The sequence below is a fragment of the Salinilacustrithrix flava genome, from assembly GCF_041228405.1.
Lineage (GTDB): Bacteria > Actinomycetota > Acidimicrobiia > Acidimicrobiales > Salinilacustritrichaceae > Salinilacustrithrix > Salinilacustrithrix flava.
Map to the genome: position 1 here is coordinate 404,154 of NZ_CP133888.1, position 20,908 is coordinate 425,061.

Below are 20,908 nucleotides of genomic sequence, written 5' to 3' on the forward strand. Positions count from 1 at the left end.
GACGGATCGGCGCCCGCAGCAGGTCAGGGCGACGGGAGCAGCTCGGCGATGAGGTCCGCGTACTGGACGAGGTGACGTGCTGCCAGGAACTGCTCGCGCGTCGACTCCTGCGCCGCCTCGCCCATCGCCTCCGCACGCGCCGGATCGACGAGCAGCTCCGCGACCGCGGTGCCGAACGCCTCGAGGTCGGTGGGGTCCACGAGGAGGCCGGTCTCGCCGTCGACGATCTGGTCCACGATGCCGCCGACCGCACCACCGACCACCGGACGTCCCTTCCACATCGCCTCCGACACCGTGAGCCCGAAGCCCTCCTGCAGGCTCTTCTGCACCACGACGCTGGCGTGCCGTTGGAGCGCGTTCACGATGGTGGCGTTCTCCTCGGCATCGGCCATCGGCAGGCACACCAGTGCGATGCGAGCCCGGGCGGCGTGGGGCAGGTCCCGCCACTGCCCGATGCAGTCGTCCAGCACCTCGGCGCCCTCGGGGTCGTCGCTCACACCGCTCACGTTCGGGCCGGCGAGCACGAGCTGGGCGTCGCTGCCGTGGTCGACGAACTCGGCGAACGCGTGCATGACCCCGGCCATGTCCTTCAGCGGATCCCAGCGCGAGACCTGCACCACGAGGGGCGTGTCGGGGGTGGGCGACGGGCCGGCTCGGACGATGTCGGCGACGTGGTCGACCCGCGCCGGGCTCCCGTCCCGGCGCTCGTAGGTGGTGTGGTCCAGGTCGTCGCACCGCAGGATGCCGACGTGGCCGAGGATCGCCCGTTGCTGCGCGACCGTGAGGTCCTTGTTCTTGGGGGCGAGCGGGTCGATGGACGGTGCGATGAGCGACACCGGCACGTCGCCGACGTCATCGGGCACGTACGCCTGGCGGCTGAACACCAGGTGGTGGGCGTGCCGGACGTCGTCGGCGATGAAGTCCCAGGCCGCCCGGGTGCGATCGGTCTGGTTCGTGGTCCCGATGTGGCTGCGCCAGACCACGAGGGCACCGCAGTCCACCAGTGCGGGGACGATCCCGGCGGTCTGCGGGTCGTGGCAGATGCACACGTCGCCGGGCCGCACGAGGGCGTCGATCTCGTCGGCGTTGGCCCGGGCGACGGCCTCGAAGTGATCGTGCTCGGCCGGGCCGAGCGGACCGCCGTCGCCGGGCGAGTCGTGGAACGCGTGGTGCAGGCGCTTGGTGATGCGGAAGAAGTCCGGATCACCGCCGATGACGAGCCAGCGGACGTCGATGCCAGCGCCGCGCCCGTAGGCGAGCAGCGGACGGAGCATCTCGGCGACGCCGCCGCCGGCGGCCGTGGAGTTGAGGTTCCAGATCGTCCGGTCGCCGAGCGCCTCGGCCACCATGGCCGCCGCGTCGCGCAGCCGTTCGGCCTGGGCCTCATCGAGCACCTCGAGCAGGCGCTCGAGCCCGACCGGTGCCGGGCGCTCCTCGACGGGGCGGATGCCGGACGCGTCCACGCCCAGAGGCTACCCATGGATCGGAGGGAGGTCGCCGGATCCCTGTTCGCGTCAGGGGCCGCCGAGCCAGGTGACGGGCGGGCCGTGGTAGCCGGTGGTGGCGAGCAGCTCCTCGTCGTGGCCGCCGTCGCGACCCGGCCAGGACGACATGCGCACGTCGGCCACGTCGCCGGCCGGCTCCATGCGCAGCCAGTGGATCGGCGCATCCGGCGTCGCCCGCTCCCCCGCCTGCTCGATCGCGGCGCGCACGCGGACGAACGACGACCGGGGCAGGTACTGCAGGACGATCGAGTGGTGGACGACGGTGGCCAGGCCCGGCGTGGGCTCCGCCAGCTGGGCCTCGATCCAGTCGGCGGCGTCCATCGCGTCGACGACGACGGGGTGGCGACGAGCGACCTCGATGGCGGCGTCGAGGCGGGCCCGGCGCTCGACCTGGTCGGGCCAGAGGAACGAGCGGAGGCGGATGGCGCCCTCGTCGGTGGTCGGGTCGATCGGCGCCTGGTCGCACCCGCGCCGCTCGGCCACGACCAGCTCTGCGGCCACGGGCGGCAGGTCGGCGGTCCAGGGATCCTCGAACACCAGGCCGTCGCCGGGACCCCAGGCGAGCACCCCGCCGCCGGCCCGGTAGCCGTAGCGGTCCCAGTGCAGGAGCAGCCCGGCGCTGGCCCCGACCTCGAGCTGGCGCAGCGGCAGGCCGGTGCGGCGGGCGACGGCGTGGAAGCCACCGAAGAGCGACGTGGCCCGGCCCACCTCGTTGGTCTGCACGCCCAGGTCCATCGCCGCCTCGATGCGGGTCCGGTGGGCCTCGACGGTGGCCAGGAACGCCGGCATCGGATCGCCGGTGTCGGTACCGCCGGCCGAGGCGTAGTGCGCGGCGAGCGCCGGGGCCTCGTCGGTGAGCACCAGCGCGTGCACCGCGGCGAGGAAGCGCAGGGGGATGGCGTCGGCCATGGCGTTGTCCGCCCACGGTCGCAGGATCGCAGCGCACGGCCCGTCGGCGTGCACGTCGTCGACCATGGCATCGAGGATCCGGGCGTACAGGGCTGACCCGGCGCGCTCGCAGGCGGCGCGCTGCAGGACGAGCACGTCGATCAGCGGCAGGTCCCGGCTGCGCTCCACCCCCGCACTCCCGCCGGTCAGCCGGCGCGCCGGACGGGGCAGACCAGCACCGAGCCATCGACGCCCTTGAACGTGCGCCGGCGAGCCCGGCCGAACGTGACCCCCGCCGGCGGGGTGCCGATGGCCGAGCGCACGTCGGTCGTGGCGAGGACCTCCCCGCCCTTGGCCGAGTCCGCCACCCGCGCGGCCAGGTTCACGTCGTGGCCGATCACGTCGTCGCCGAGCAGCTCGACCTCGCCGTGGTGCAGCCCGACCCGCAGTCGCAGCCCGGTCTCGTTCGTCTCGTCGATCTCCAACGCGGCCAGCACCGCCGCCTCGGGTGCACCGAAGGAGATGAGCAAGCCGTCGCCCAGCTTCTTCACGATGCGCCCGCCGCGGCTGCGGATCACCGGCCCGACCGCACGGTGGTGCTGCTCGAGCAGCTCGCGTGCGGCGCGGTCGCCCTCGCGGGACGTGAAGCTGGTGAAGCCCTCCAGGTCGGTGAACGCGATGGTGGCGACCTGGCGGGCGTCGCCGGTGCGACCGTCGTCGGTGTCGACGTTGAGCAGCTGGATGGCGTTCAGGCCCATGTTCGCGATGAGCGAGGGCTCCTGCTCGATCGAGCGCTCGAGGAAGCGCTGGATGACGTCGAGCGAGGTCGCGGTGCGGATGGGCCGCTCGGTCGGCTGCTCCAGCCAGGCCCGGTCGATCAGGCCGACCTCGGACGCCCCGCGAGCGAAGTCGGGGTGCTCGTTCAGCAGATCGGCGGCCTGCTGGGTGAGGCGGCGCCGGATCGCATCGATGGCGCTCTCCCCGCGGGCCCGGGCACCTTCGAGCGACGGCATGGCGGCGAATCTAGACCTCGCACCCCGACCTGCTGACGTGGTCGATCCACCCCGGGCACGGGTACCGTATTCACCGCATGCTGCTCGACCGGATCCACAGCCCCGCCGACCTGCGAGGCCTCAGCGCCGAGCAGCTCGAGACGCTGGCTGCCGAGATCCGCACCTTCGTCGTCGATGCCGTCGACCGCACCGGCGGCCACCTCGGCTCGAACCTCGGCGCGGTGGAGCTCACCTTGGCCGTGCACCGGGTGTTCGAGTCCCCGCGCGACATCGTGCTCTGGGACACCGGGCACCAGGCCTACGTGCACAAGATCGTCACCGGCCGCCGCGAGGGGTTCGAGCAGCTGCGCCAGGAGGGTGGCCTGTCCGGCTACCCGTCCCGCAAGGAGTCCCCGCACGACTGGGTGGAGAACAGCCACGCCTCCACCATCATCAGCTACGCCCACGGCCTCGCCACCGCGATGTCGCGCAACGAGATCACCGACCGGCGCATCGTGGCCATCATCGGCGACGGCTCGCTCACCGGCGGCATGGCCTACGAGGGCCTGAACAACCTCGGCCACGCCGGCTCCCGGGCCATCATCATCCTCAACGACAACGGGCGCTCCTACGCCCCCACCGTCAGCCGCCTGGGCGACAGCCTCGCCCGGCTCCGCCTCGACCCCCGCTACGTGCGCAGCCGTGCCCGGTTCGAGAAGCTGCTCCGCTCGGCGCCCCTCGTCGGCGAGCACCTCGAGCGTGGCTTCGAGGCGACCATGGCCGGCGTCCGCGACTACTTCGAGCCACCCGCGTTCTTCCAGGACCTGGGCATCCGCTACACGGGCCCCTTCGACGGCCACGACATCGCCGGCCTCGAGTCCGCCCTGCACGACGCCGCCGAGTACGACGGCCCGATCGTGGTCCACGTCCTCACCCAGAAGGGTCGCGGCTACGCCCCGGCCGAGAACGACCCGATCAAGAACATGCACGACACGGGATCGGTCGAGCCCGGGTCCTGTGCGGCCGCGTTCACCGAGGCGCTCATCAAGGAGGCCGAGGAGCGGCCCGAGGTGGTCGCCATCACCGCAGCGATGCCCGACTCAACCGGGCTGCTCCCCTTCGCCGAGCGCTTCCCCGACCGCCTCATCGACGTGGGCATCGCCGAGCAGCACGCCGTCACCTCGGCTGCGGGCATGGCCATGGGCGGCCTCCGGCCGGTGTTCGCCGTCTACTCGACGTTCCTGTCCCGGGCCTTCGACCAGGTCAACCTCGACGTCGGCCTCCACGACCAGCCGGTCGTGTTCTGCCTCGACCGGGCGGGGATCACCGGGTCCGACGGACCGTCCCACCACGGCGTCCTCGACCTCGTCCTGTTCACGAAGATCCCGAACATGACCGTGCTCGCTCCCTCCTCGTACCAGGAGATCGGCGTCATGCTCCACGACGCGCTCGACCACACCGACGGTCCGGTGCTGATCCGCTGGCCCAAGGTGCTCCCGGAGTGCGGGCCCGATGAGGTCGGCGCCGGTCTGCGAGGCCGCAAGGTCCGTGCGGGCCGCGACGTGTGCATCCTGGCCGTGGGCAAGATGCTGCACCCGGCGCTCGAGGCCGCCGCGGCGCTCGCCGCCGACGGGGTCGAGGCCACCGTCTGGGACGTGCGCTGCGTGAAGCCGGCCGACCGGGAGATGCTCGAGGACGCCGCCGGGCACCCCACCGTCGTCACCGTCGAGGACGGCTACAAGGCCGGTGGGGCCGGTTCGCTGCTCGCTGCCGGGATCCGGGAGTGCTGCGAGGAGCGGCTCGTCCCTCGCATCGAGATCCTCGGCGTCCCGACCCAGTACCTCGACCACGCCAAGGCCGACGACATCCTCGCCCGCCTCGGCCTCGATGCCGACGGCATCCGCTCCTCGGCCCTGCGGGCCGTGCGAGCTCCCAGCCCCCTCTGAGACCCCACCCCTGTCCAAGGCCCCGGGGGTGCCCTGGACCAGGGCGCCTTCGCTGGGGTCGGAGAACGAAGGCGCCCCGGACAGGGAACACAACGTCGGGAGGGAACCATGACGTTGCTGGGAGGGGAACGGCCCGCGAGGCGTTCCCTTGCGGTCCCGATCCGAGAAATCTCCCACGGCGTGCGGCGCACGCGACGAGGCCCGGACCGTGGTCCGGGCCTCTCCCCCTGGTCGCCCCCACTTGGAAGGTGACAACGAACACAGCATTCCAGCCGAGCGCACAGAATGCAAGCGGAAGCGGGCGGTGGCCCGGTGCCGCTGCACGTTCCGCCCAGTTACGGGCAGTTACACACGCGTGACGTCAGACCCGGAGCCGAAGCCGCAGGCGAGGCGACCCAGCAGCACGGTTGGTTGGGCGGCGAAGCCGCCATCTCGCCGTCGGTGGGTGGAACGACCGCGACCAGCTACGAGTAGTAGGGATTTTCGCCGGCGTCGTGATCCGTGACGTCGATGACGTCGGTGATCTCGGGGATGGCCGACGTGATGGAGGCGGCGATGCCCTCGCGCAGGGTCATGGCCGACACGGCGCAGCCTTGGCAGCCGCCGCCCATCAGGACGTACACCTTGTCGCCGTCGACGCCCTTGAGCTCGGCGAAGCCGCCGTGGGCGGCGAGGCCCGGGTTGATCTGCTGCTCGAGCAGCTGCTGGACCTTCTCGGCCGTCGTGCCGGTGAGGTCGAGGTCGATGCCGGCGAGGGGGTCGGGCCGGTTCGGGTTGCGCAGCACGAGGCCGCCCTGGCCGTCGGTGCCGGGCAGGTCGAGGGTGGCGCCCTGGAGGGAGTCCATCGAGTCGGCCGGCACCATCACGGACAGCTCGCCCTGGAGGTAGACGATGTCGGTCTCGGTGGCCTCGGCGACCGGCTCGAAGGTGAGGTCGTAGGTGTACTCCGGGCCCCGGATGCCGGTGACGGCGATGCGCAGGGCCAGGTCGGCCGGGTCGTCCTCGGACTCGCGCAGCTCGAGGATCTTGGCGATCGCGGTCTCGGTGACGGTGAGCACCACCTCCTCGCCGCCCGCGGGCGGGTCGTCCACGCTGGTGGTCTGGGGTGCCTCGGACTCGGTCGTGGCCATGTGCCTACGCTACCGACGAACCATCGGAAGACCATGAGCCGGTCGGCTCGGGGGGCGAGACATGAGCGACGAGACCACCACCGACGAACAGGATCCGGTCCTCTACGAGGTGTCCGGCCACGTCGCCACGATCACCCTGAACCGGCCCCACCGCCGCAACGCCATCTCCACCCGCATGCTCAGCATGCTCAGCGACGCCCTCAGCGAGGCCGACCGCAGCGGCGACGTTAGGGCCATCGTCCTCACCGGGGCGGGCAAGGGGTTCTGCTCCGGCCTGGACATCAAGGACGCCATGTCCGGTTCGGGCATCGGCAGCGAGGGCTCCGGCGCCGCCGCCAACATGATGAACACCCGGGACCTGCCGACCTCGATCCTGTTCGAGATCGACACGCCGATCATCGCGGCCGTCAACGGCGCCGCCGCCGGCTACGGCCTCGACCTGGCCCTCGGCTGCGACATGCGGATCCTCGGCGAGACGTCCCGCCTCCTCCCCGGCTTCGCCAAGCGCGGCGTGGTCCCCGAGTCCGGCGGCACCTGGTACCTGCCTCGCCTCGTCGGCTGGGCCAAGGCCGCCGAGATCGGCTTCCTCGGCCGGGACCTCGACGCCCAGCAGTCCCTCGAGCTCGGCCTCGCCAACGCCGTCGTCGCCGACGACCAGCTCGTGGCCGAGGCGGTGTCGTGGGGCGAGGAGATCGCCACCAACGCGCCGCTCGCCATCCGGGCCATGAAGCGCCTCTACCGCCACGGCCTCACCGAGGACTTCCCCGCCCACACCCACCACGTGCTCCTGCAGACCATGCAGCTGTTCGGCACCAAGGACTTCTTCGAGGGCATCTCCAGCTTCGCCGAGGGCCGGGACCCGGAGTTCAAGGGCCGCTGACCGCTCGCCCCACCCGTTCCTTGCGCGCGAATCGACCGCTGACAGGCGGATCGAGCACACGGAACGCCCCGGCACCCGTTTGTCACGCGCTGAACGACCATCGTCGGGCGTTTCGCGCGCACGGAACTGAGTGGACTCGGGACCCTCCGTCGGCTGTCGGTGGGCCTGGATAGCGTCGACGACGCCGGTCCGCTGGCCCGCTTCCCCCAGCGCATCGACCATCGGAGGTCACCGTGCTCCCGGGACGCGTCCTCGATCTGTTCGCCCGCCAGTACTCGCTCGTCGGGCGGCACCAGCTGCTCGACCGCTGCAGCGCCGCTGAGCGGCGGCGCCTCGTCCGCCACCCGGACATCGACCGTGCGGGGCCTCGTGTCCTGCGCCACCGAGCCGGCACCGTGGACCTCGGCCAACAGCTGCTGCTCCCCGTGCTCGATGCCGGCCCCGGCGCGCTGCTCTGGGGTCACGCCGCGACGCACTGGTGGGGCTTCGGCCGGTTCCGTGCCTTCCCGGTGCACGTAACTCGACCCCGGAACGGGACACGGACGCCGCATGTCGGGATCGTGCACGTCACCAGGCACCTCGATCCGGCCCTCGACGCGACAGTGCACCGGGGCATCCCCATCGTGCGTCCGGAGCGTCTGCTGCTCTGGCTCGCTCGCGCCGACACCGAGCGGTACGGCCACGACATCGGAGCGCTACGGCTGGAACGAACGCTCGACCATGCCTGGCGCGAGCGCCTGGTCGACGGGCACCGCATCCACGACCTCGCCGCCCGCTGCTCCGGCAAGGGCAACAGCGGCATCGTCATCCTGCGCCAGCTGCTCGAGAGTCGCCCGCCCGACTACCGACCCACGGACAGCAACCTCGAGAAGCGCTGGGAGGAGGTCGTCGGAACGCTGGCCCGGTCGTTCCGTCGGCAGGTCACGCTCGGCGACGACGCGCCGATCGGTCGCTTCGACCAGGTCCACGTCGATCGTCCTCTCGTCGTCGAGATCCACAGCGAGAAGCACCACACGATGCCGTCGGACGTCGCTGACGACGAGGACCGGGCCGACCGCCTCGTCGATGCGGGGTTCGCGGTCGTCATCTACTGGGAGTACGACATCTGGCACGACGCGTCGACCGTCCGCCGCACCCTCGGGGCGATCCTCAGCCGGCCGCACGAGGCGCTGATCCATCGACCGACCCGTGCCCCGCACCTCACCCTCCCCGTTCCGGGCGCGCCGAACGACCATTGACGGTCGAGTCGCGCGCGAGGAACGGAGGGGATCTGGTTCTCTTCGCGCCGATCGACCACCGACGGTCGAATCGCGCGCGAGGAAGCCGGATCGGACGGGATTCAGCGGGGTGGGCGGATCATCTGCTGGCCGCCGCCGTCGACGCGGATGCGCACGCCGCTGACGTAGGAGCCCTGCTCGCCCACGAGGAACGACACCACGGCGGCGACGTCCTCGGGCTGGCAGACCCGGCCGAAGGGGTAGTGGGCGTGGAGGTCCTCGATGTCGGCGCCGCCGGCCTTGGCCAGGCGACGGCCCATCTCGGTCTCGACCAGGCCGGGAGCGACGGTGTTCACCCGGATGCCGTGGCGCTGCTCCTCCTTGGCCAGGGTCGAGGCCAGGGCCTCCATCGCGGCCTTGCCCATGTTGTAGGGGGCACCGTTGGCCGCGTGGTGGTCGGTGGCGACGGAGGAGATGAAGACGATGTCGCCCCGGTCGCAGGTGCGCATGTGGGGCAGGACGAGGCGGCAGAGGTGGTGCGGGCCGACGGCGTGGGTCGCCAGCAGCCGGGCGGCCTCGGCCGGGTCGGTGTCGGCCACGGACTGGCCCCGCGACGCCAGGCCGGCGTTGTTGACCAGGATCGAGATGGGACCGAGCTCGCCGGCGACCCGCTCGACCATCTGGGCGTCGGCATCGGCATCGTCGATGGAGGCCTGCACCGCGATGGCCTTGCGGCCCATGTCCTGGATCTCGGCGACGGTGTTCGCCGCGGACTCCTCGTCCCGCCGGTAGTTGACGGCGACGTCCGCCCCCGCCTCAGCGAGCGACAGCGAGATGGCACGCCCCACCCCCCGTCCACCACCGGTGACCAGTGCGACCCTGCCCTGCAGCGCTCCGTTGCTCATGGCGGCGGAGCGTAGGTCAGAGCAGGCCGGGGTTGACCGCCTCGGCCTCCTCGGCCAGCGTCAGCCAGCGCTCCTCGGCGGCGTCCTTCGCCGCCCGGGCATCGGCCAGCTGCTGCCCCAGCTCGGCGAGGCGCTGGTGGTCACCGATGGCGTCGTGCAGGTCGGCCTCGATCCGCTCGACCTCCGTGGTCGCCTTGGCCAGGTTCCGCTCGGCCGCGTTCAGCTCTCGGCGCAGCGTGGACGGCGACGTGCTCCGCTGGGCGGGTGCAGGCGTCGACGCCGTCGCTTTGGCTCCGGTCGGCGCCTTGGCCTCGGTCTTGCCCTTGGCCCGGTTCGTCCGGCGGGACTCGAGGTAGGCGGCGAGGCCGCCGGGACGGCGGGCCGCCCCGCCCTGCCCGTCGATCACGAGCACGTCGGCCACGGTGCGCTCGAGCAGGGCCCGGTCGTGGGAGACGACGATGAGGGCGCCGGGCCACTCGTCGAGGAAGTCCTCGAGCAGACGCAGCGTGTCGAGGTCGAGGTCGTTGGTCGGCTCGTCGAGCAGCAGCACGTTGGGCTGCTGGAGCAGGACGAGCAGCAGCTGCAGGCGGCGCCGTTCGCCACCAGAGAGGGTGCTGACGGGCGCCCACTGCGTATCGCTGTCGAACCAGAACCGCTCCATGAGGGCGGTGTCCTGCCAGGACACCTCCTTCTTGCCGCCGGTGACGAGATCGCGGACGCGTGCGTCGGGGTCGAGCTCGGCGGCGTCCTGGCTGAACATGGCGAGGCGGACGGTGGGGCCGACGTCGATCGTGCCCCGCTCCGGCTCGCGCTCGCCGGCGAGGATCCGCAGCATCGTGGTCTTGCCCGCGCCGTTGGGCCCGACGATGCCGAGCCGTTCACGTGGGTCGAGGAGGAGGTCGACGCCGTCGAAGAGGGTGCGGCCCTCGACGTCGGCGCCGAGGCCGTGGATCTCGATGACCTTGTCCCCGAGCCGGGGCGTGCCCTGGTGGAGGGCGAGGGCCTGGTCCCGGACGTCGCCGCCGGCCGGCCCGCCCTCGACCAGCGCAGTGGCGGACTCGATGCGGTGCTTCGGCTTCGATGTCCGGGCCGGTGCACCCCGACGAAGCCAGGCCAGCTCGACCTTGGCCAGGTTCTTGCGCTTCGTCTCGGCGCTGGCTGCTCGGTCGATGCGCTCGGCCTTGGCCTCGAGGTACGACGCGTAGCCGCCCTCGTGCAGGTAGGAGCCGCCGCGGTCCAGCTCGAGCATGCGGTTGCACACCCGGTCGAGCACGTGGCGGTCGTGGGTCACCATCAGCAGCCCGCCCCGGAAGGTGCTGAGCCACTCCTCGAGCCAGGCGATGGCGTCCACGTCGAGGTGGTTGGTGGGCTCGTCGAGGATGAGCAGGTCGGCGTCGTCGGGCGGCCCGCCACCGGGTGGGCCGCACTCGAGCAGCGCGCGGGCCAGGGCGACCCGCTTGATCTGGCCACCGGACAGCTCGTCGGTCGGGCGGTCTTCGAGGCCGGCGAGGCCCAGGCGATCCCGGACGGCGGCCGCCTCCCACCGGTCACCGGTGACGCTGGCGACGGTGCCGGCCGGCAGCGGGGCGTCCTGGTCGAGGTGCGCGATGCGGGCGCCCCGGCCCCGCCGGATGGTGCCGTCGTCAGGGGTGCGGCTGCCGGCCAGCGCGCCGAGGAGCGTGGACTTGCCGGTGCCGTTCACGCCGACCACCGCCAGGCGGTCGCCGGAGGCGATGGCCAGCGAGAGGTCCTCGAAGAGCACCCGGTCGGGTCGGACGGCGCGCAGACCGGTGGCATCGACGAGCATCACGGCCGTCGATGGTGCCATCCCGCCGGCGCCCGGTCCCCATGGGCGCTCACCTGGTGGCGACGAGGAGCACAGGCACCGGGCTGCGCTCGAGCACCGCCCGGACGACCTCGCCGCGTTCCGGCTCGTCGGCGTGCGGCCAGCCCATGGCCAGCACGTCGGGGTGCTCCTGCGCGCACGCTGCGAGGATCTCCTCGACCGGTGCACCGATGCGCAGATCGAGCCGCACGCCGGGCGCCCCGGGGGCGTAGCGGGCCAGGAACTCCTCGGCGTAGGCCTCGGTCTCGTACTGCACCTGGTCCGAGAAGCTCGGGACGGAGCTCTCGTCGTCGACGTGGACGGCGACGAGCTCCAGGTCGGCATCCGCAGCGAGCGCGATGGCCCGCTTGAGCTCACGGGCGCGCCCGGGGACCCCGGCCATCGCGATGAGGACCCGCCGGAAGCGGTCCGGCAGCACGGCCCGGGGGGGAACGACCAGCACGGGCTTGTCCACCGAACCGGCGAGCCCGAGCGCGAGGTGGCCGGTCGCCGCAGCGGCGACGTGGCTGCGCTGGCCGATGGCGAACCCGACGACGTCGTCGTCGGCCGCGAGGGAGACCAGCACGTCCAGGGGCTCCCCGGGCACCGTCCGGAAGGGGATCTTGAAGCCGGCGGCTGCTGCGGCGGCCGTGCGTCCCTCGACGTCGGCGACGTGCACCCCCTCGACCTCGGCACCGAAGACCGGCGCCAGCAGCTGGGCAGCTGCGACCACCGGATGGGCAGCCGCCGAGTCGTCCACGGCGGCGATGATCCTGCTCATCGGGTCCTCCTCACGTCAGAAGCTCCCAGCCCTCGGCGGCCCGACCGAACCGGAGGCCGGTGCCTTCGACCACGGCGTCGATCCCGTCCACGTGCACCGGAACCGGGCGGTCGCTCTCCAGGTGCAGCTCCTCGTGCCCGATGCGCACCCGCACCCGGCTGCCGTGGAAGCGGACCCGGAGGCGCAGGCCGTCCCAGGCGGGCGGCAGCTGCGGGTCGACCACCAGGCGACCGTGGCGCGGGCGCAGCCCGGCGAAGCCGAAGGCGAGCGCCTGCCAGACCCCGCCCATGGTCGCCAGGTGCAACCCGCCTGCCGTCGTCCCGGTGAGGTCGTCCAGGTCGATCCGCGTCGCCATCCGCAGCGCGGACAGCGCCCCCTCGTGGTCGCCGGCGCGGGCCGCGAGGGCGGCGTGCATCGCCGGGGACAGCGAGCTCCCGTGGGCCGTGCGCGGCTCGTAGAAGTCCAGGTTCGGTCGGAGGCTGCCGGGCACGACCTCCTCGGGGACGAGGTGGTGGAGCATGAGCACGTCCGCCTGCTTGAGGACCTGCGCGCCCCGGACGCGGTCGCGGCCGAGCAGCAGGTCGGCGGCGATGGGGAGTCGTGGCGCGACCTCGGCGATGAAGAGGGCCTCGAGCTCGTGGAACCCAGCGAACTGCTCGTAGACCCGGGTCGTGGGGTCGTAGCCGTCGACCAGGGCGTCCGCCACGTGGCGCCAGGCGCGCGCTTCGTCGAGCCCGGCCGGGGCACCGACGTCCGCTGCCTCCACTGCGTCGGCGGCCCGTCGCAGGTTCCACCGCGCCACCACGTTCGTGAACGCGTTGTCGTCCACCGGCTCGTGGTACTCGTCGGGCCCGACCACCCCGTAGATGTGGGCCGCCCCGGCGGCATCGGTCCGCACCCGGGACTCCCAGTAGCGCGCCGTCTGCACGAGCAGCTCGAGGCCCGGGCCCCGGGCGAAGTCCGCGTCGCCGGTCCAGTCCACGTAGCAGCTGGTCGCCCAGGCCACCTGGGCGACCACGTGCTCCTCGAGCAGCCCGGTGCGGATGGGCACGAGCCGCCCGGTCCGGTCGCGGGCCGAGCTCGGCGTCACGTCGTAGCCGGTCCGAGCCGACTCCCAGGGGAATCGGGCGCCCCGCCGCCCCCTCCTCCGGGCGGTGTCGAGTGCAGCGTCGAGACGGCGGACCCGGTACTCGAGCATCGCCCGCGCCGCCGGCGGGTGGGTGGCGGCCAGGAAGGGCAGCACGAAGGTGTCGGAGTCCCAGAACACGTGCCCGCGGTACGCCTGCCCGCTGAGCCCGCGAGCGCCGACCGCGGCCTCCCCCTCGTCGGCGACGGACGCCATGAGGTGGAACAGGGCGAAGCGCACGCCGAGCTGGAGCTCGTCGTCGCCGTCGATCTCCACGTCAGCGTCCTCCCACCGAGCCGCCCAGGCGGCGCGGTGCTCGGCGAGGAGCAGGTCGAACCCGCACCCGGCCAGCTCGCGCGCTCGGGCCGTCGCGGTGGCGGGATCCGGCAGGTCCTCGGGATCACCCTCGTAGGCGATCATGCGGTCGAGGACCACACCGTCCGGGGCCGGGGTGACCGCAGCGGTCACCGCAGCGACGATGCCACCGGAGGTGCCGGCAGCGGCCTTCCACCCGACCCCGTCCGTCACGCGCGCCCCGTCGGGCGCCACGAGCAGCGGTCCCTCGGGATCAGCTGGGCCACATGCGCGCTCGACGACCGAGCCCGGGCGTCGCAGAGAGGCGAAGCGCACGCTGCGCACCGGCCCGACATCGGTCAGGGCACGCTCGTGCAGCACGCCGGTGCGCAGATCGAGCGTGCGCGCCACGCCGCCCTCGGGATGCAGTCGCCACGGCAGGGAGGCCGCGACCGGTCCGGGCAGCAGGTGCGTCTCGGGGCCGTCCCCGTCGTAGACCCCGGCCACCATCGACCACGACGGCGCGCCGGGATCGTGCACGACGGTGGCACCGCCGATCCCCAACCGTCCGTCGGCCAGGGTCGTGAGGGTCGCCCGCACCCGCTCGCCCTCCGGATCGTGGCCCTCGAGCACCAGGCCCCAGCCGGGGGCCGGATCGACCTCGGGGAGGTGACGGGTGCGCCGGCGCTCGACCTGCGCGACCAGGACCTCGCGCTGCGGCGCGTCCGCGAGCACCAGGGTCCCGGCGCGGTCGATGCCGCGCGCCCACAGCTCGCGCCGGATCCAGTTCAGCGGCTCGCCGGCTTCGGTGGTGGGGAGCACGCGCCCGTCCTCGACCACGGTGCGGTCAGGCCCGTCGCCCGACGCGAGCAGCAGCACGGAGCGGGACGCGACGCGCTCGGAGCGGAGCAGTACGGCCGCGTCCCGCCCCGGCCCCGGGGCGACGACGGCCACGGCCAGGCCGGCATCGAGGGCGGCGGCCAGCGAGCCGTCCAGGTCGGCCTCGACCGGCTCCGATGCGACGAACACGACCGCTTCGAAGCGACGGTCCGGCATGGAGGTCACGGTGGTCATGGGATCGACCACCTCCGATCTGCCGGCGGTCGCTGGACCCACCGTACGGACATCGCCGGCGGCGCTGTAGGGGCCAATGGCCCACCGGTGGTGATTCCACCGGACGGCGGCACATCGGGGACACTGGGGGGATCGCCCCGCTGTTCCCGCCCCTGCAGATCGGTCCGCTGTCGGCGGACCCGCCGGTGGTCCTCGCCCCGATGGCCGGCGTCACCAACGCCCCCTTCCGCGCCCTGTGCCGCCGCTTCGGCGCCGCCCTGTACGTGTCGGAGATGGTCGGCGCCCGCGCCGTGGTCGAGGGCAACGAGCGCACGTTCCACATCGCCCGCTTCGCCGACGACGAGCCGGTGCGCTCGATCCAGCTCTACGGCACGGACCCGGCGGTCATGGGCGAGGCGGTGCGCCGGGTGCGCGACCAGGTCGGCGTCGACCACATCGACCTGAACTTCGGCTGTCCCGCCCGCAAGATCACCCGCCACGGCGGCGGTTCGGCCCTCCCCCTGCGGCCCCGGCTCTTCGGCGCGGTCGTGGCCGCGGCCGTCGACGGGGCCGGCGACATCCCGGTCACGGTGAAGATGCGGGTGGGCCTGGACGACGAGCACCGCACGTGGCTGGTGGCGGGGAAGCTGGCCCAGGAGGCCGGCGCGGCGGCGGTGGCCGTCCACGCCCGCACGGCCGAGCAGCTCTACTCAGGCGTCGCGGACTGGTCGACGATCACGCAGCTGAAGGAGACGGTCACCACCATCCCGGTGCTCGGCAACGGCGACATCTGGGAGGCCGCCGACGCGGTCGAGATGATGCGCGTCACCGGCTGCGACGGCGTCGTCATCGGCCGGGGCTGCCTGGGCCGTCCCTGGCTGTTCCGGGACCTGGTCGCCGCGTTCGCCGGCGAGCCCGTGCCTGCGCCGCCATCGCTCGGCGACATCATCGAGATGGTGCGCACGCACGGCGAGATGCTGGCCGAGTGGTTCGGCGAGGAGTCCGGCATGCGGGAGCTGCGCAAGCACACCGGCTGGTACCTGCAGGGCTTCCCCGTCGGCCGGCCGCTGCGCGCCGCGCTCCGCTCGATGTCCTCGCTGGCGGAGCTCGATGCGCTGCTCGGCGAGCTCGACCCGCACCTGCCGTTCCCCCGCTCGGCCATGCGGATGCAGCGGGGCCACACCACCGGCCCCCGTCCGGTGAAGCTGCCCGAGGGCTGGCTCGACGACCCCGACGCGCTCGAACCGCCCAGTCGGCTCGCCGACCTGGCCGTCTCCGGCGGGTGAACGTGGACGCCGCCGTGGTGCTGGCGTCGGGTTCGCCCCGGCGCCTGGAGCTGCTCCGCCGGATCGGCGTCGAACCGGTCGTCCGGCCCGCGGACATCGACGAGACGCCCCAGCCGGGCGAGGCCCCCGAGTCGACCGTCGCGCGCCTGGCACGCACCAAGGCCCGCACCGTCGAGCGCACGCCCGGCGAGCTGGTGATCGCAGCCGACACCGAGGTCGTGCTCCGCGACGGCGTCCTCGGCAAGCCCGCCGACGCGAGCGGGGCCGCCGCCATGCTGCGCTCGCTCTCGGGCCGATCGCACCGGGTGGTCACCGGCGTGCACCTCGTGTGCGGGGACGAGGAGGCCGCCGCCGTGGAGGAGACCGTCGTCCACGTGCGGGAGCTGACCGAGGCGGAGATCGAGGCCTACGTGGCGACCGGGGAGCCCTTCGGCAAGGCCGGCGCCTACGCCATCCAGGGCGCGGGCGGGATGTTCGTCGAGCGCATCGAGGGCAGCGACACCAACGTGATCGGACTGCCGCTGACCACCGTCGTGCGCCTGGCCGGCGAGGTCGGCGTCACCCTCCTGCCCCGCTGACGAGACGCCAGCACTGCCAGTTCGGAGAAGGCTGGTTCAGGAGACGCCGACCGGTTCGCGGGCGTCGTCGGACTCCTCGCCCCGGTCGGCCCGGACGCGCGCTGCGGCTTCAGCGAGCTGGGCCTCGTGGTCGGGGGCGCCCTCGACGTGCAGCGCCGGGAGGCGGCGGTCGATCCAGCCCGGGATCCACCAGTTGCGCTCACCCAGCAGCTCCATCGTCGCCGGTACGAGCAGCATGCGGACGAGGGTGGCGTCGAGCAGGACCGCCATGCCGAGCCCGGCGCCGAAGACCTTCACGATGCGACCGTCCTCGAGCAGGAAGCTGCCGAAGACCACGACCATGATCGCCGCCGCTGCGCTGATGACCCGGGCGGTTGCGGCCAGGCCGTCGGCCACCGAGTTGCGGGCGTCGCCGGTGCGCTCGTACTCCTCCTTGATGCGGGACAGCAGGAAGACCTCGTAGTCCATGGACAGGCCGAAGACGATGGCGAACATCATCATCGGGATGAACGGCTCGATGGGCGCCGGCTCGATGCCGGTGAGGTCGCCGAGCCAGCCCCACTGGAACACCGCAACGACGATGCCGTAGGCGCCGGCGATCGAGAGCATGTTCAGAACGACGGCCTTGAGCGGCACCAGCAGTGACCGGAAGACCGCCATCAGCAGGACGAACGACATGGCGAGCACCACGCCGAAGAAGAGGAAGCTGCGGCCCGCGAGGTAGTCGGAGAAGTCCACCGAGACCGCCACGAACCCGGTCACGTGCACCTCGGGTCCACCCTCGCCGGCGACGGCCGGGATGACCCCGTCGCGGAGGCGGTTGATGAGCTCTTCGGTGGCCTCGTCCTGGGGGGCGCTGGTGGGCACCACCCGTGCGAGGGCGGCGACCGGCGCGTCGAAGTCGTTCGGGATCGCCGGCGTCACGGAGGCGACGCCGGGGTCGGCCGCGACGGCCTCGACCACCTGCTGGAAGGTGGCGAAGCCCTCCGGCCCGTCGACCTCGCCGACGATGACGAAGGGTCCGTTGAAGCCGGGGCCGAAGCCGTCGCTCAGCAGGTCGTAGGCCTGGCGGGTCGTCGAGTCCTCGGGGTAGTTGCCCTCGTCGGAGAAGCCGAGCCGGATGCCGAGCAGGGGCAGGGCCAGGACGAGCAACAGCAGGGTCCCGCCGATGGCGAAGGGCCACGGACGGCGCTGGATCAGGTGGCTCCACCGGTACCAGCCGCTCTCACGGACCGGCTTCGGGACGCGGCGCGGCACCTCGCGCTTCAGCACCGGGATGAAGGATCCGACGACCAGCACCGCGAGCGCCGCCGGGACGCCGAGCAGCAGGGCGGGGATGCCGAGACCGGCACCGAGCAGCGCCACGGAGATGCAGCCGGCGGCGACGAGGCCGCGCCACCGGGTCACCTCCACCTTGAGGCGGGCGAAGCCGAGCAGCGCCGGCAGCAGCGTGGTGGAGGCGACCATCGTCACCGCCACGGTGATGGCTGCGGCGACACCGAGACCGGCGACGAACTCGAGGCCGATCAGCAGCAGCCCGAGCAGGGACACGACGACGGTGATGCCGGCGAACACGACGGCCCGTCCTGCGGTGTCGATCGCCGCCATCGTGGCGACCTGGGGGTCGTGGCCCGTGTGCAGGTACTCGCGGAAGCGGGTGACGATGAAGAGCGCGTAGTCGATGCCGACGCCGAGGCCGATCATGGCCCCGATCTGCAGGGCGAAGTCGGGCATGCCCATGACGTTCGAGGCCAGGTTCGTGAGCATGATGCCGAGGCCCACGCCGGCGACCGCCACGGCGATCGGCAGGCCCATGGCCAGCACGGACCCGAACGAGACGATGAGCACAACGACGGCGAAGGCGAGGCCGATCAGCTCGGACTCCGGCGGCTCGAACCCGGCGAGCACCTCGCCGCCGACCTCGATCCGCACACCGTCGATCTCGGACTCGATCTCCTCGGCCCGGTCGAGGATCTCGACGCCGATCTCGCCGGACTCGGAGAACCCGACCTCCTCGCCGACCTCCACCCGGGCGAAGGCGACCCGCCCGGCCAGCTCGCCCTGCTCGGCGATCTGGCCGAACCCCTCCTCGGAGTACGGGCTGGTGACGTCGACGTACGGGATCTCGTCGGTCTCGGCGAACAGCTCCTCCATCGCCGCCTGCACCGTGGGGTCGGTGACCCCCTGGTCGGCCTGGAACACGATGGAACCGGTGGGGCCGGCCCCGAGGCCGTCGAAGTGCTCCTCGAGCACCGCGAAGCCGTCGCGGCTCTCGGACTCGGGTGCCTCCGGGTTGCCGGTGAAGTCCGATCCCACGATGGCGACGGCGACGCCGGCGAGCACCACGGCGGCGATCCAGACGATGACGACCGGTCGGCGGTGCGCGTAGCACCACCGGGCGAGCTGCATGTACACGGCGTTCCTCCTGTGGACCGGCCCCGGGAGGTTATGGGCGGTCGGGTGACACCTTCACACCCGCGACCGACGAGGGCGATGTGACGTCCGTCCCGTTCGCACCTTTCGTGGACCGCTCGTGGTCGAGCAGCCACGCCTTGCGCTCGGGGCCGCCGCCGTACCCGCCGACGCTGCCGTCGCTGCGGACGACCCGGTGGCAGGGCACGACGAGCCAGACCGGGTTCGCCCCGTTCGCGGTGCCGACGGCACGTACGGCGCCCGGCGATCCGATCGCCGCTGCGATCTGCGCGTAGCTGCGCGTCTCGCCGGCCGGGATGGCCCGCAGGGCGTCCCACACCTGCTGCTGGAACGGGGTGCCGGTGGCGTCGACCTCGACCTCGTCGACGGCGGCGAGGTCGCCCCCGAGGTACCGCCGCACGGCATCGGACGCGGCCGTCTCCCCCTCCGCCCACTCGGCGTCGGCGAACCGGACCCGCACCCGGGCCGACACCCGGTCGAAGTGGTCGGCGAAGGCGAGGGCCACCACCCGCTCGCCGACGTCGTCGACGGCGACCGCGAGGCGGATCTTCCCGGTCGGGGTCTCGATGGACGTGGTGCGCACGGTGGTGCTGGTCATGGTCGTTCCTCTCGTGGGGTCTGCCACAGGTGCATGGCGGCGTAGGCCCGCCACGGGCGCCACGCCTCGGCCCGGGCGATGGCGGTCCGGTCGTTCGTCGCATCGAGCATCCGCCGGAGGTGCAGGTCCCCGGCCGGGAAGGCATCGGGCTCACCGAGGCGGAGGGCGACGTACTCGGCCGACCACGGGCCGATGCCCTTCAGCGCAACGAGGGAAGCGACGAGCCCCTCGTGGGGGACGCTCCCGTCGAGGACCACTGCGCCGGCGAGCACAGCGTCGGCGAGGCGGCGGATGGTGTCGGCCCGTTGGCCGATGATCCCGAGCTGCTCCAGCGGCGCTGCCGCCAGGTCCTCGGGTTCGGGGAACGCGCCGTCGCGACCGTGGGCCGCCACGATCCGTCCGAGCACCGTGCGGGCGGCGGCGACCGAGATCTGCTGGCCGATCACAGCCCGGACCCCGGCCTCGAAGCCGCCCCAGCTGCCGGGCACCCGGATCCCCGGGCGGCGGGCGACCAGCCGGCCGAGCAGCGGATCAGCGCCGAGGTGCTCGTCCACGGCGACCGGGTCGGCCCCGAGGTCGAAGGCACGGCGGGCACCGGCCACGAGCGAGCCGAGGTGGGTGTCGGGCGGCAGGTCGACGTCGAGCACGACCGCGTCGCCGGCCGGTCGGATGGTGACCGCACCGGTCCGGTCCCCCACCGCCACCCGTCGGGTGTAGCGGTCGGCATCGACGACCTCGAGGCCGGCCACGGCGCGAGCGGCGAACCAGTCGAGGAGTGCGGCGCCGTCGAATGGCGGTCGGACCGCGAGGCGCAGGGTCAGGGCGCCCGACGGCGCGACGCCAGCACTGCCAGCTCGAGGAGGTGCGACCCCAGCACTGCCAGTTCGGGAGGGGGCTCCCCGGGCGGGGCGGAGGTCGGCGCGCAGCTCGGTCGGGGTGGCCCGGAACGTGGCCTTGAGCACGTCGTTGCACTGGCGGACGCTGCCGAACCCGGCGGCGAACGCGATGTCGGCCACGCGCAGGTCGGTGTCGGCCAGCAGGCGCCGGGCGAGGTGGGCCCGCCGGCTGCGAGCGACGGCGTCGGGTGTGGTGCCGAGGTGCTCGACGAAGAGCCGGCGCAGGTGACGATCGCCGACGTGCAGCCGGCGGGCCAGCGCAGAGACGCCACCCTCGTCCAGCGCGCCTTCGTCGATGAGCCGGACGGCTCGGTCGACCACCCCGGCCGAGCCCTTCCACCCGCTCGACCCCGGGGCGGCCTCCGGACGGCAGCGCCGGCACGGGCGGAGCCCAGCGTCCTCGGCCGCGGCCGGGTGGGCGTAGAAGTCGACGTTCCGGGACAGCGGCGTGCGCGACGGGCACACCGGACGGCAGTACACGCCGGTGGTGCGCACGCCGACCCAGAAGCGCCCGTCGAAGCGGGTGTCTCTGCTCCGCAGCGCCTCGTAGCACCGCTGGTGGTCCAGGCTCACGA

Annotated in this window: 16 protein-coding genes; 5 read left to right on the plus strand and 11 right to left on the minus strand. The window is 73.0% G+C overall.

The annotated features are described in order from the left end of the window. Window positions 1-23: 23 nt before the first annotated feature. Genes RGQ06_RS02015 through RGQ06_RS02025 form a run of 3 tightly spaced genes read right to left on the minus strand, consistent with a single transcriptional unit; the run spans window position 24 to window position 3,406 of the window. Window positions 24-1,463 carry a glycosyltransferase gene (locus tag RGQ06_RS02015; protein WP_432429626.1) on the minus strand — a complete coding sequence of 480 codons (1,440 nt, stop codon included), beginning with the start codon at window positions 1,461-1,463 and terminating at the stop codon, window positions 24-26. Between the two features lie 51 nt (window positions 1,464-1,514). Continuing rightward, on the minus strand, window positions 1,515-2,582 hold the full coding sequence (locus tag RGQ06_RS02020; RefSeq protein WP_432429627.1) for a DUF2332 domain-containing protein: 1,068 nt from the start codon (window positions 2,580-2,582) through the stop codon (window positions 1,515-1,517). A 17-nt stretch (window positions 2,583-2,599) separates the two neighbouring features. Next, window positions 2,600-3,406 carry an adenylate/guanylate cyclase domain-containing protein gene (locus RGQ06_RS02025; RefSeq protein WP_432429628.1) on the minus strand — a complete coding sequence of 269 codons (807 nt, stop codon included), beginning with the start codon at window positions 3,404-3,406 and terminating at the stop codon, window positions 2,600-2,602. A gap of 77 nt (window positions 3,407-3,483) precedes the next feature. Here RGQ06_RS02025 and dxs point away from each other — a divergent pair, with 77 nt between their 5' ends. Continuing rightward, a complete protein-coding gene (dxs, locus tag RGQ06_RS02030) occupies window positions 3,484-5,331 on the plus strand; it encodes a 1-deoxy-D-xylulose-5-phosphate synthase (protein WP_432429629.1) in 1,848 nt (615 codons plus the stop codon). Window positions 5,332-5,795: 464 nt separating this feature from the next. Here the strand turns inward: dxs and RGQ06_RS02035 are convergent, their stop codons facing one another. Beyond that, a complete protein-coding gene (locus tag RGQ06_RS02035; RefSeq protein WP_432429630.1) occupies window positions 5,796-6,461 on the minus strand; it encodes a NifU family protein in 666 nt (221 codons plus the stop codon). Window positions 6,462-6,522: 61 nt separating this feature from the next. On the opposite strand from RGQ06_RS02035, the gene RGQ06_RS02040 reads away from it, so the two are divergent. Continuing rightward, window positions 6,523-7,341 carry an enoyl-CoA hydratase/isomerase family protein gene (locus RGQ06_RS02040; protein ID WP_432429631.1) on the plus strand — a complete coding sequence of 273 codons (819 nt, stop codon included), beginning with the start codon at window positions 6,523-6,525 and terminating at the stop codon, window positions 7,339-7,341. Between the two features lie 233 nt (window positions 7,342-7,574). Further along, window positions 7,575-8,579 (plus strand): hypothetical protein, encoded by a 1,005-nt coding sequence (locus RGQ06_RS02045; RefSeq protein ID WP_432429632.1) that lies wholly within the window; start codon window positions 7,575-7,577, stop codon window positions 8,577-8,579. Window positions 8,580-8,680: 101 nt separating this feature from the next. Here RGQ06_RS02045 and RGQ06_RS02050 read toward each other — a convergent pair whose 3' ends face one another. The 4 genes from RGQ06_RS02050 to RGQ06_RS02065 are packed head-to-tail and all read right to left on the minus strand — an operon-like array spanning window position 8,681 to window position 14,563. Beyond that, on the minus strand, window positions 8,681-9,463 hold the full coding sequence (locus RGQ06_RS02050; RefSeq protein ID WP_432429633.1) for an SDR family NAD(P)-dependent oxidoreductase: 783 nt from the start codon (window positions 9,461-9,463) through the stop codon (window positions 8,681-8,683). Window positions 9,464-9,479: 16 nt separating this feature from the next. After that, the gene (locus tag RGQ06_RS02055; protein WP_432429826.1) at window positions 9,480-11,270 is read right to left on the minus strand and encodes an ABC-F family ATP-binding cassette domain-containing protein; all 1,791 of its coding nucleotides are present in this window, start codon (window positions 11,268-11,270) and stop codon (window positions 9,480-9,482) included. 49 nt (window positions 11,271-11,319) lie between these two features. Beyond that, entirely contained in the window at window positions 11,320-12,069 is a 750-nt protein-coding gene (locus RGQ06_RS02060; RefSeq protein WP_432429634.1) for a universal stress protein, read from the minus strand. 10 nt (window positions 12,070-12,079) lie between these two features. Next, a complete protein-coding gene (locus RGQ06_RS02065; RefSeq protein ID WP_432429635.1) occupies window positions 12,080-14,563 on the minus strand; it encodes a glycosyl hydrolase family 65 protein in 2,484 nt (827 codons plus the stop codon). A gap of 131 nt (window positions 14,564-14,694) precedes the next feature. Here RGQ06_RS02065 and dusB point away from each other — a divergent pair, with 131 nt between their 5' ends. After that, window positions 14,695-15,828: a tRNA dihydrouridine synthase DusB gene (dusB, locus tag RGQ06_RS02070; protein ID WP_432429827.1), complete on the plus strand. Its 1,134-nt coding sequence runs from the start codon at window positions 14,695-14,697 to the stop codon at window positions 15,826-15,828. Window positions 15,829-15,830: 2 nt separating this feature from the next. Continuing rightward, window positions 15,831-16,406 carry a Maf family protein gene (locus tag RGQ06_RS02075; RefSeq protein ID WP_432429636.1) on the plus strand — a complete coding sequence of 192 codons (576 nt, stop codon included), beginning with the start codon at window positions 15,831-15,833 and terminating at the stop codon, window positions 16,404-16,406. Between the two features lie 36 nt (window positions 16,407-16,442). On the opposite strand, the gene RGQ06_RS02080 is transcribed toward RGQ06_RS02075, so the two are convergent. Genes RGQ06_RS02080 through RGQ06_RS02090 form a run of 3 tightly spaced genes read right to left on the minus strand, consistent with a single transcriptional unit; the run spans window position 16,443 to window position 20,906 of the window. Beyond that, a complete protein-coding gene (locus tag RGQ06_RS02080; protein WP_432429828.1) occupies window positions 16,443-18,815 on the minus strand; it encodes an MMPL family transporter in 2,373 nt (790 codons plus the stop codon). Window positions 18,816-18,852: 37 nt separating this feature from the next. Continuing rightward, window positions 18,853-19,437, minus strand: coding sequence for a methylated-DNA--[protein]-cysteine S-methyltransferase (locus RGQ06_RS02085; RefSeq protein WP_432429637.1), 585 nt, complete (start codon window positions 19,435-19,437; stop codon window positions 18,853-18,855). After that, window positions 19,434-20,906 carry an AlkA N-terminal domain-containing protein gene (locus RGQ06_RS02090; protein WP_432429638.1) on the minus strand — a complete coding sequence of 491 codons (1,473 nt, stop codon included), beginning with the start codon at window positions 20,904-20,906 and terminating at the stop codon, window positions 19,434-19,436. The genes RGQ06_RS02085 and RGQ06_RS02090 overlap by 4 nt, the downstream gene beginning before the upstream one ends. Between the last annotated feature and the right edge of the window lie 2 nt (window positions 20,907-20,908).

What these genes read in the sequence shown, in the direction of transcription:
- RGQ06_RS02025 (WP_432429628.1), bottom strand. Translation starts at nt 3,406, where the DNA reads ATGCCGTCGCTCGAAGGTGCCCGGGCCCGCGGGGAGAGCGCCATCGAT.
- dxs (WP_432429629.1), top strand. Translation starts at nt 3,484, where the DNA reads ATGCTGCTCGACCGGATCCACAGCCCCGCCGACCTGCGAGGCCTCAGC.
- RGQ06_RS02035 (WP_432429630.1), bottom strand. Translation starts at nt 6,461, where the DNA reads ATGGCCACGACCGAGTCCGAGGCACCCCAGACCACCAGCGTGGACGAC.
- RGQ06_RS02040 (WP_432429631.1), top strand. Translation starts at nt 6,523, where the DNA reads ATGAGCGACGAGACCACCACCGACGAACAGGATCCGGTCCTCTACGAG.
- RGQ06_RS02050 (WP_432429633.1), bottom strand. Translation starts at nt 9,463, where the DNA reads ATGAGCAACGGAGCGCTGCAGGGCAGGGTCGCACTGGTCACCGGTGGT.
- RGQ06_RS02055 (WP_432429826.1), bottom strand. Translation starts at nt 11,270, where the DNA reads ATGCTCGTCGATGCCACCGGTCTGCGCGCCGTCCGACCCGACCGGGTG.
- RGQ06_RS02060 (WP_432429634.1), bottom strand. Translation starts at nt 12,069, where the DNA reads ATGAGCAGGATCATCGCCGCCGTGGACGACTCGGCGGCTGCCCATCCG.
- RGQ06_RS02065 (WP_432429635.1), bottom strand. Translation starts at nt 14,563, where the DNA reads ATGACCACCGTGACCTCCATGCCGGACCGTCGCTTCGAAGCGGTCGTG.
- RGQ06_RS02080 (WP_432429828.1), bottom strand. Translation starts at nt 18,815, where the DNA reads ATGCAGCTCGCCCGGTGGTGCTACGCGCACCGCCGACCGGTCGTCATC.
- RGQ06_RS02085 (WP_432429637.1), bottom strand. Translation starts at nt 19,437, where the DNA reads ATGACCAGCACCACCGTGCGCACCACGTCCATCGAGACCCCGACCGGG.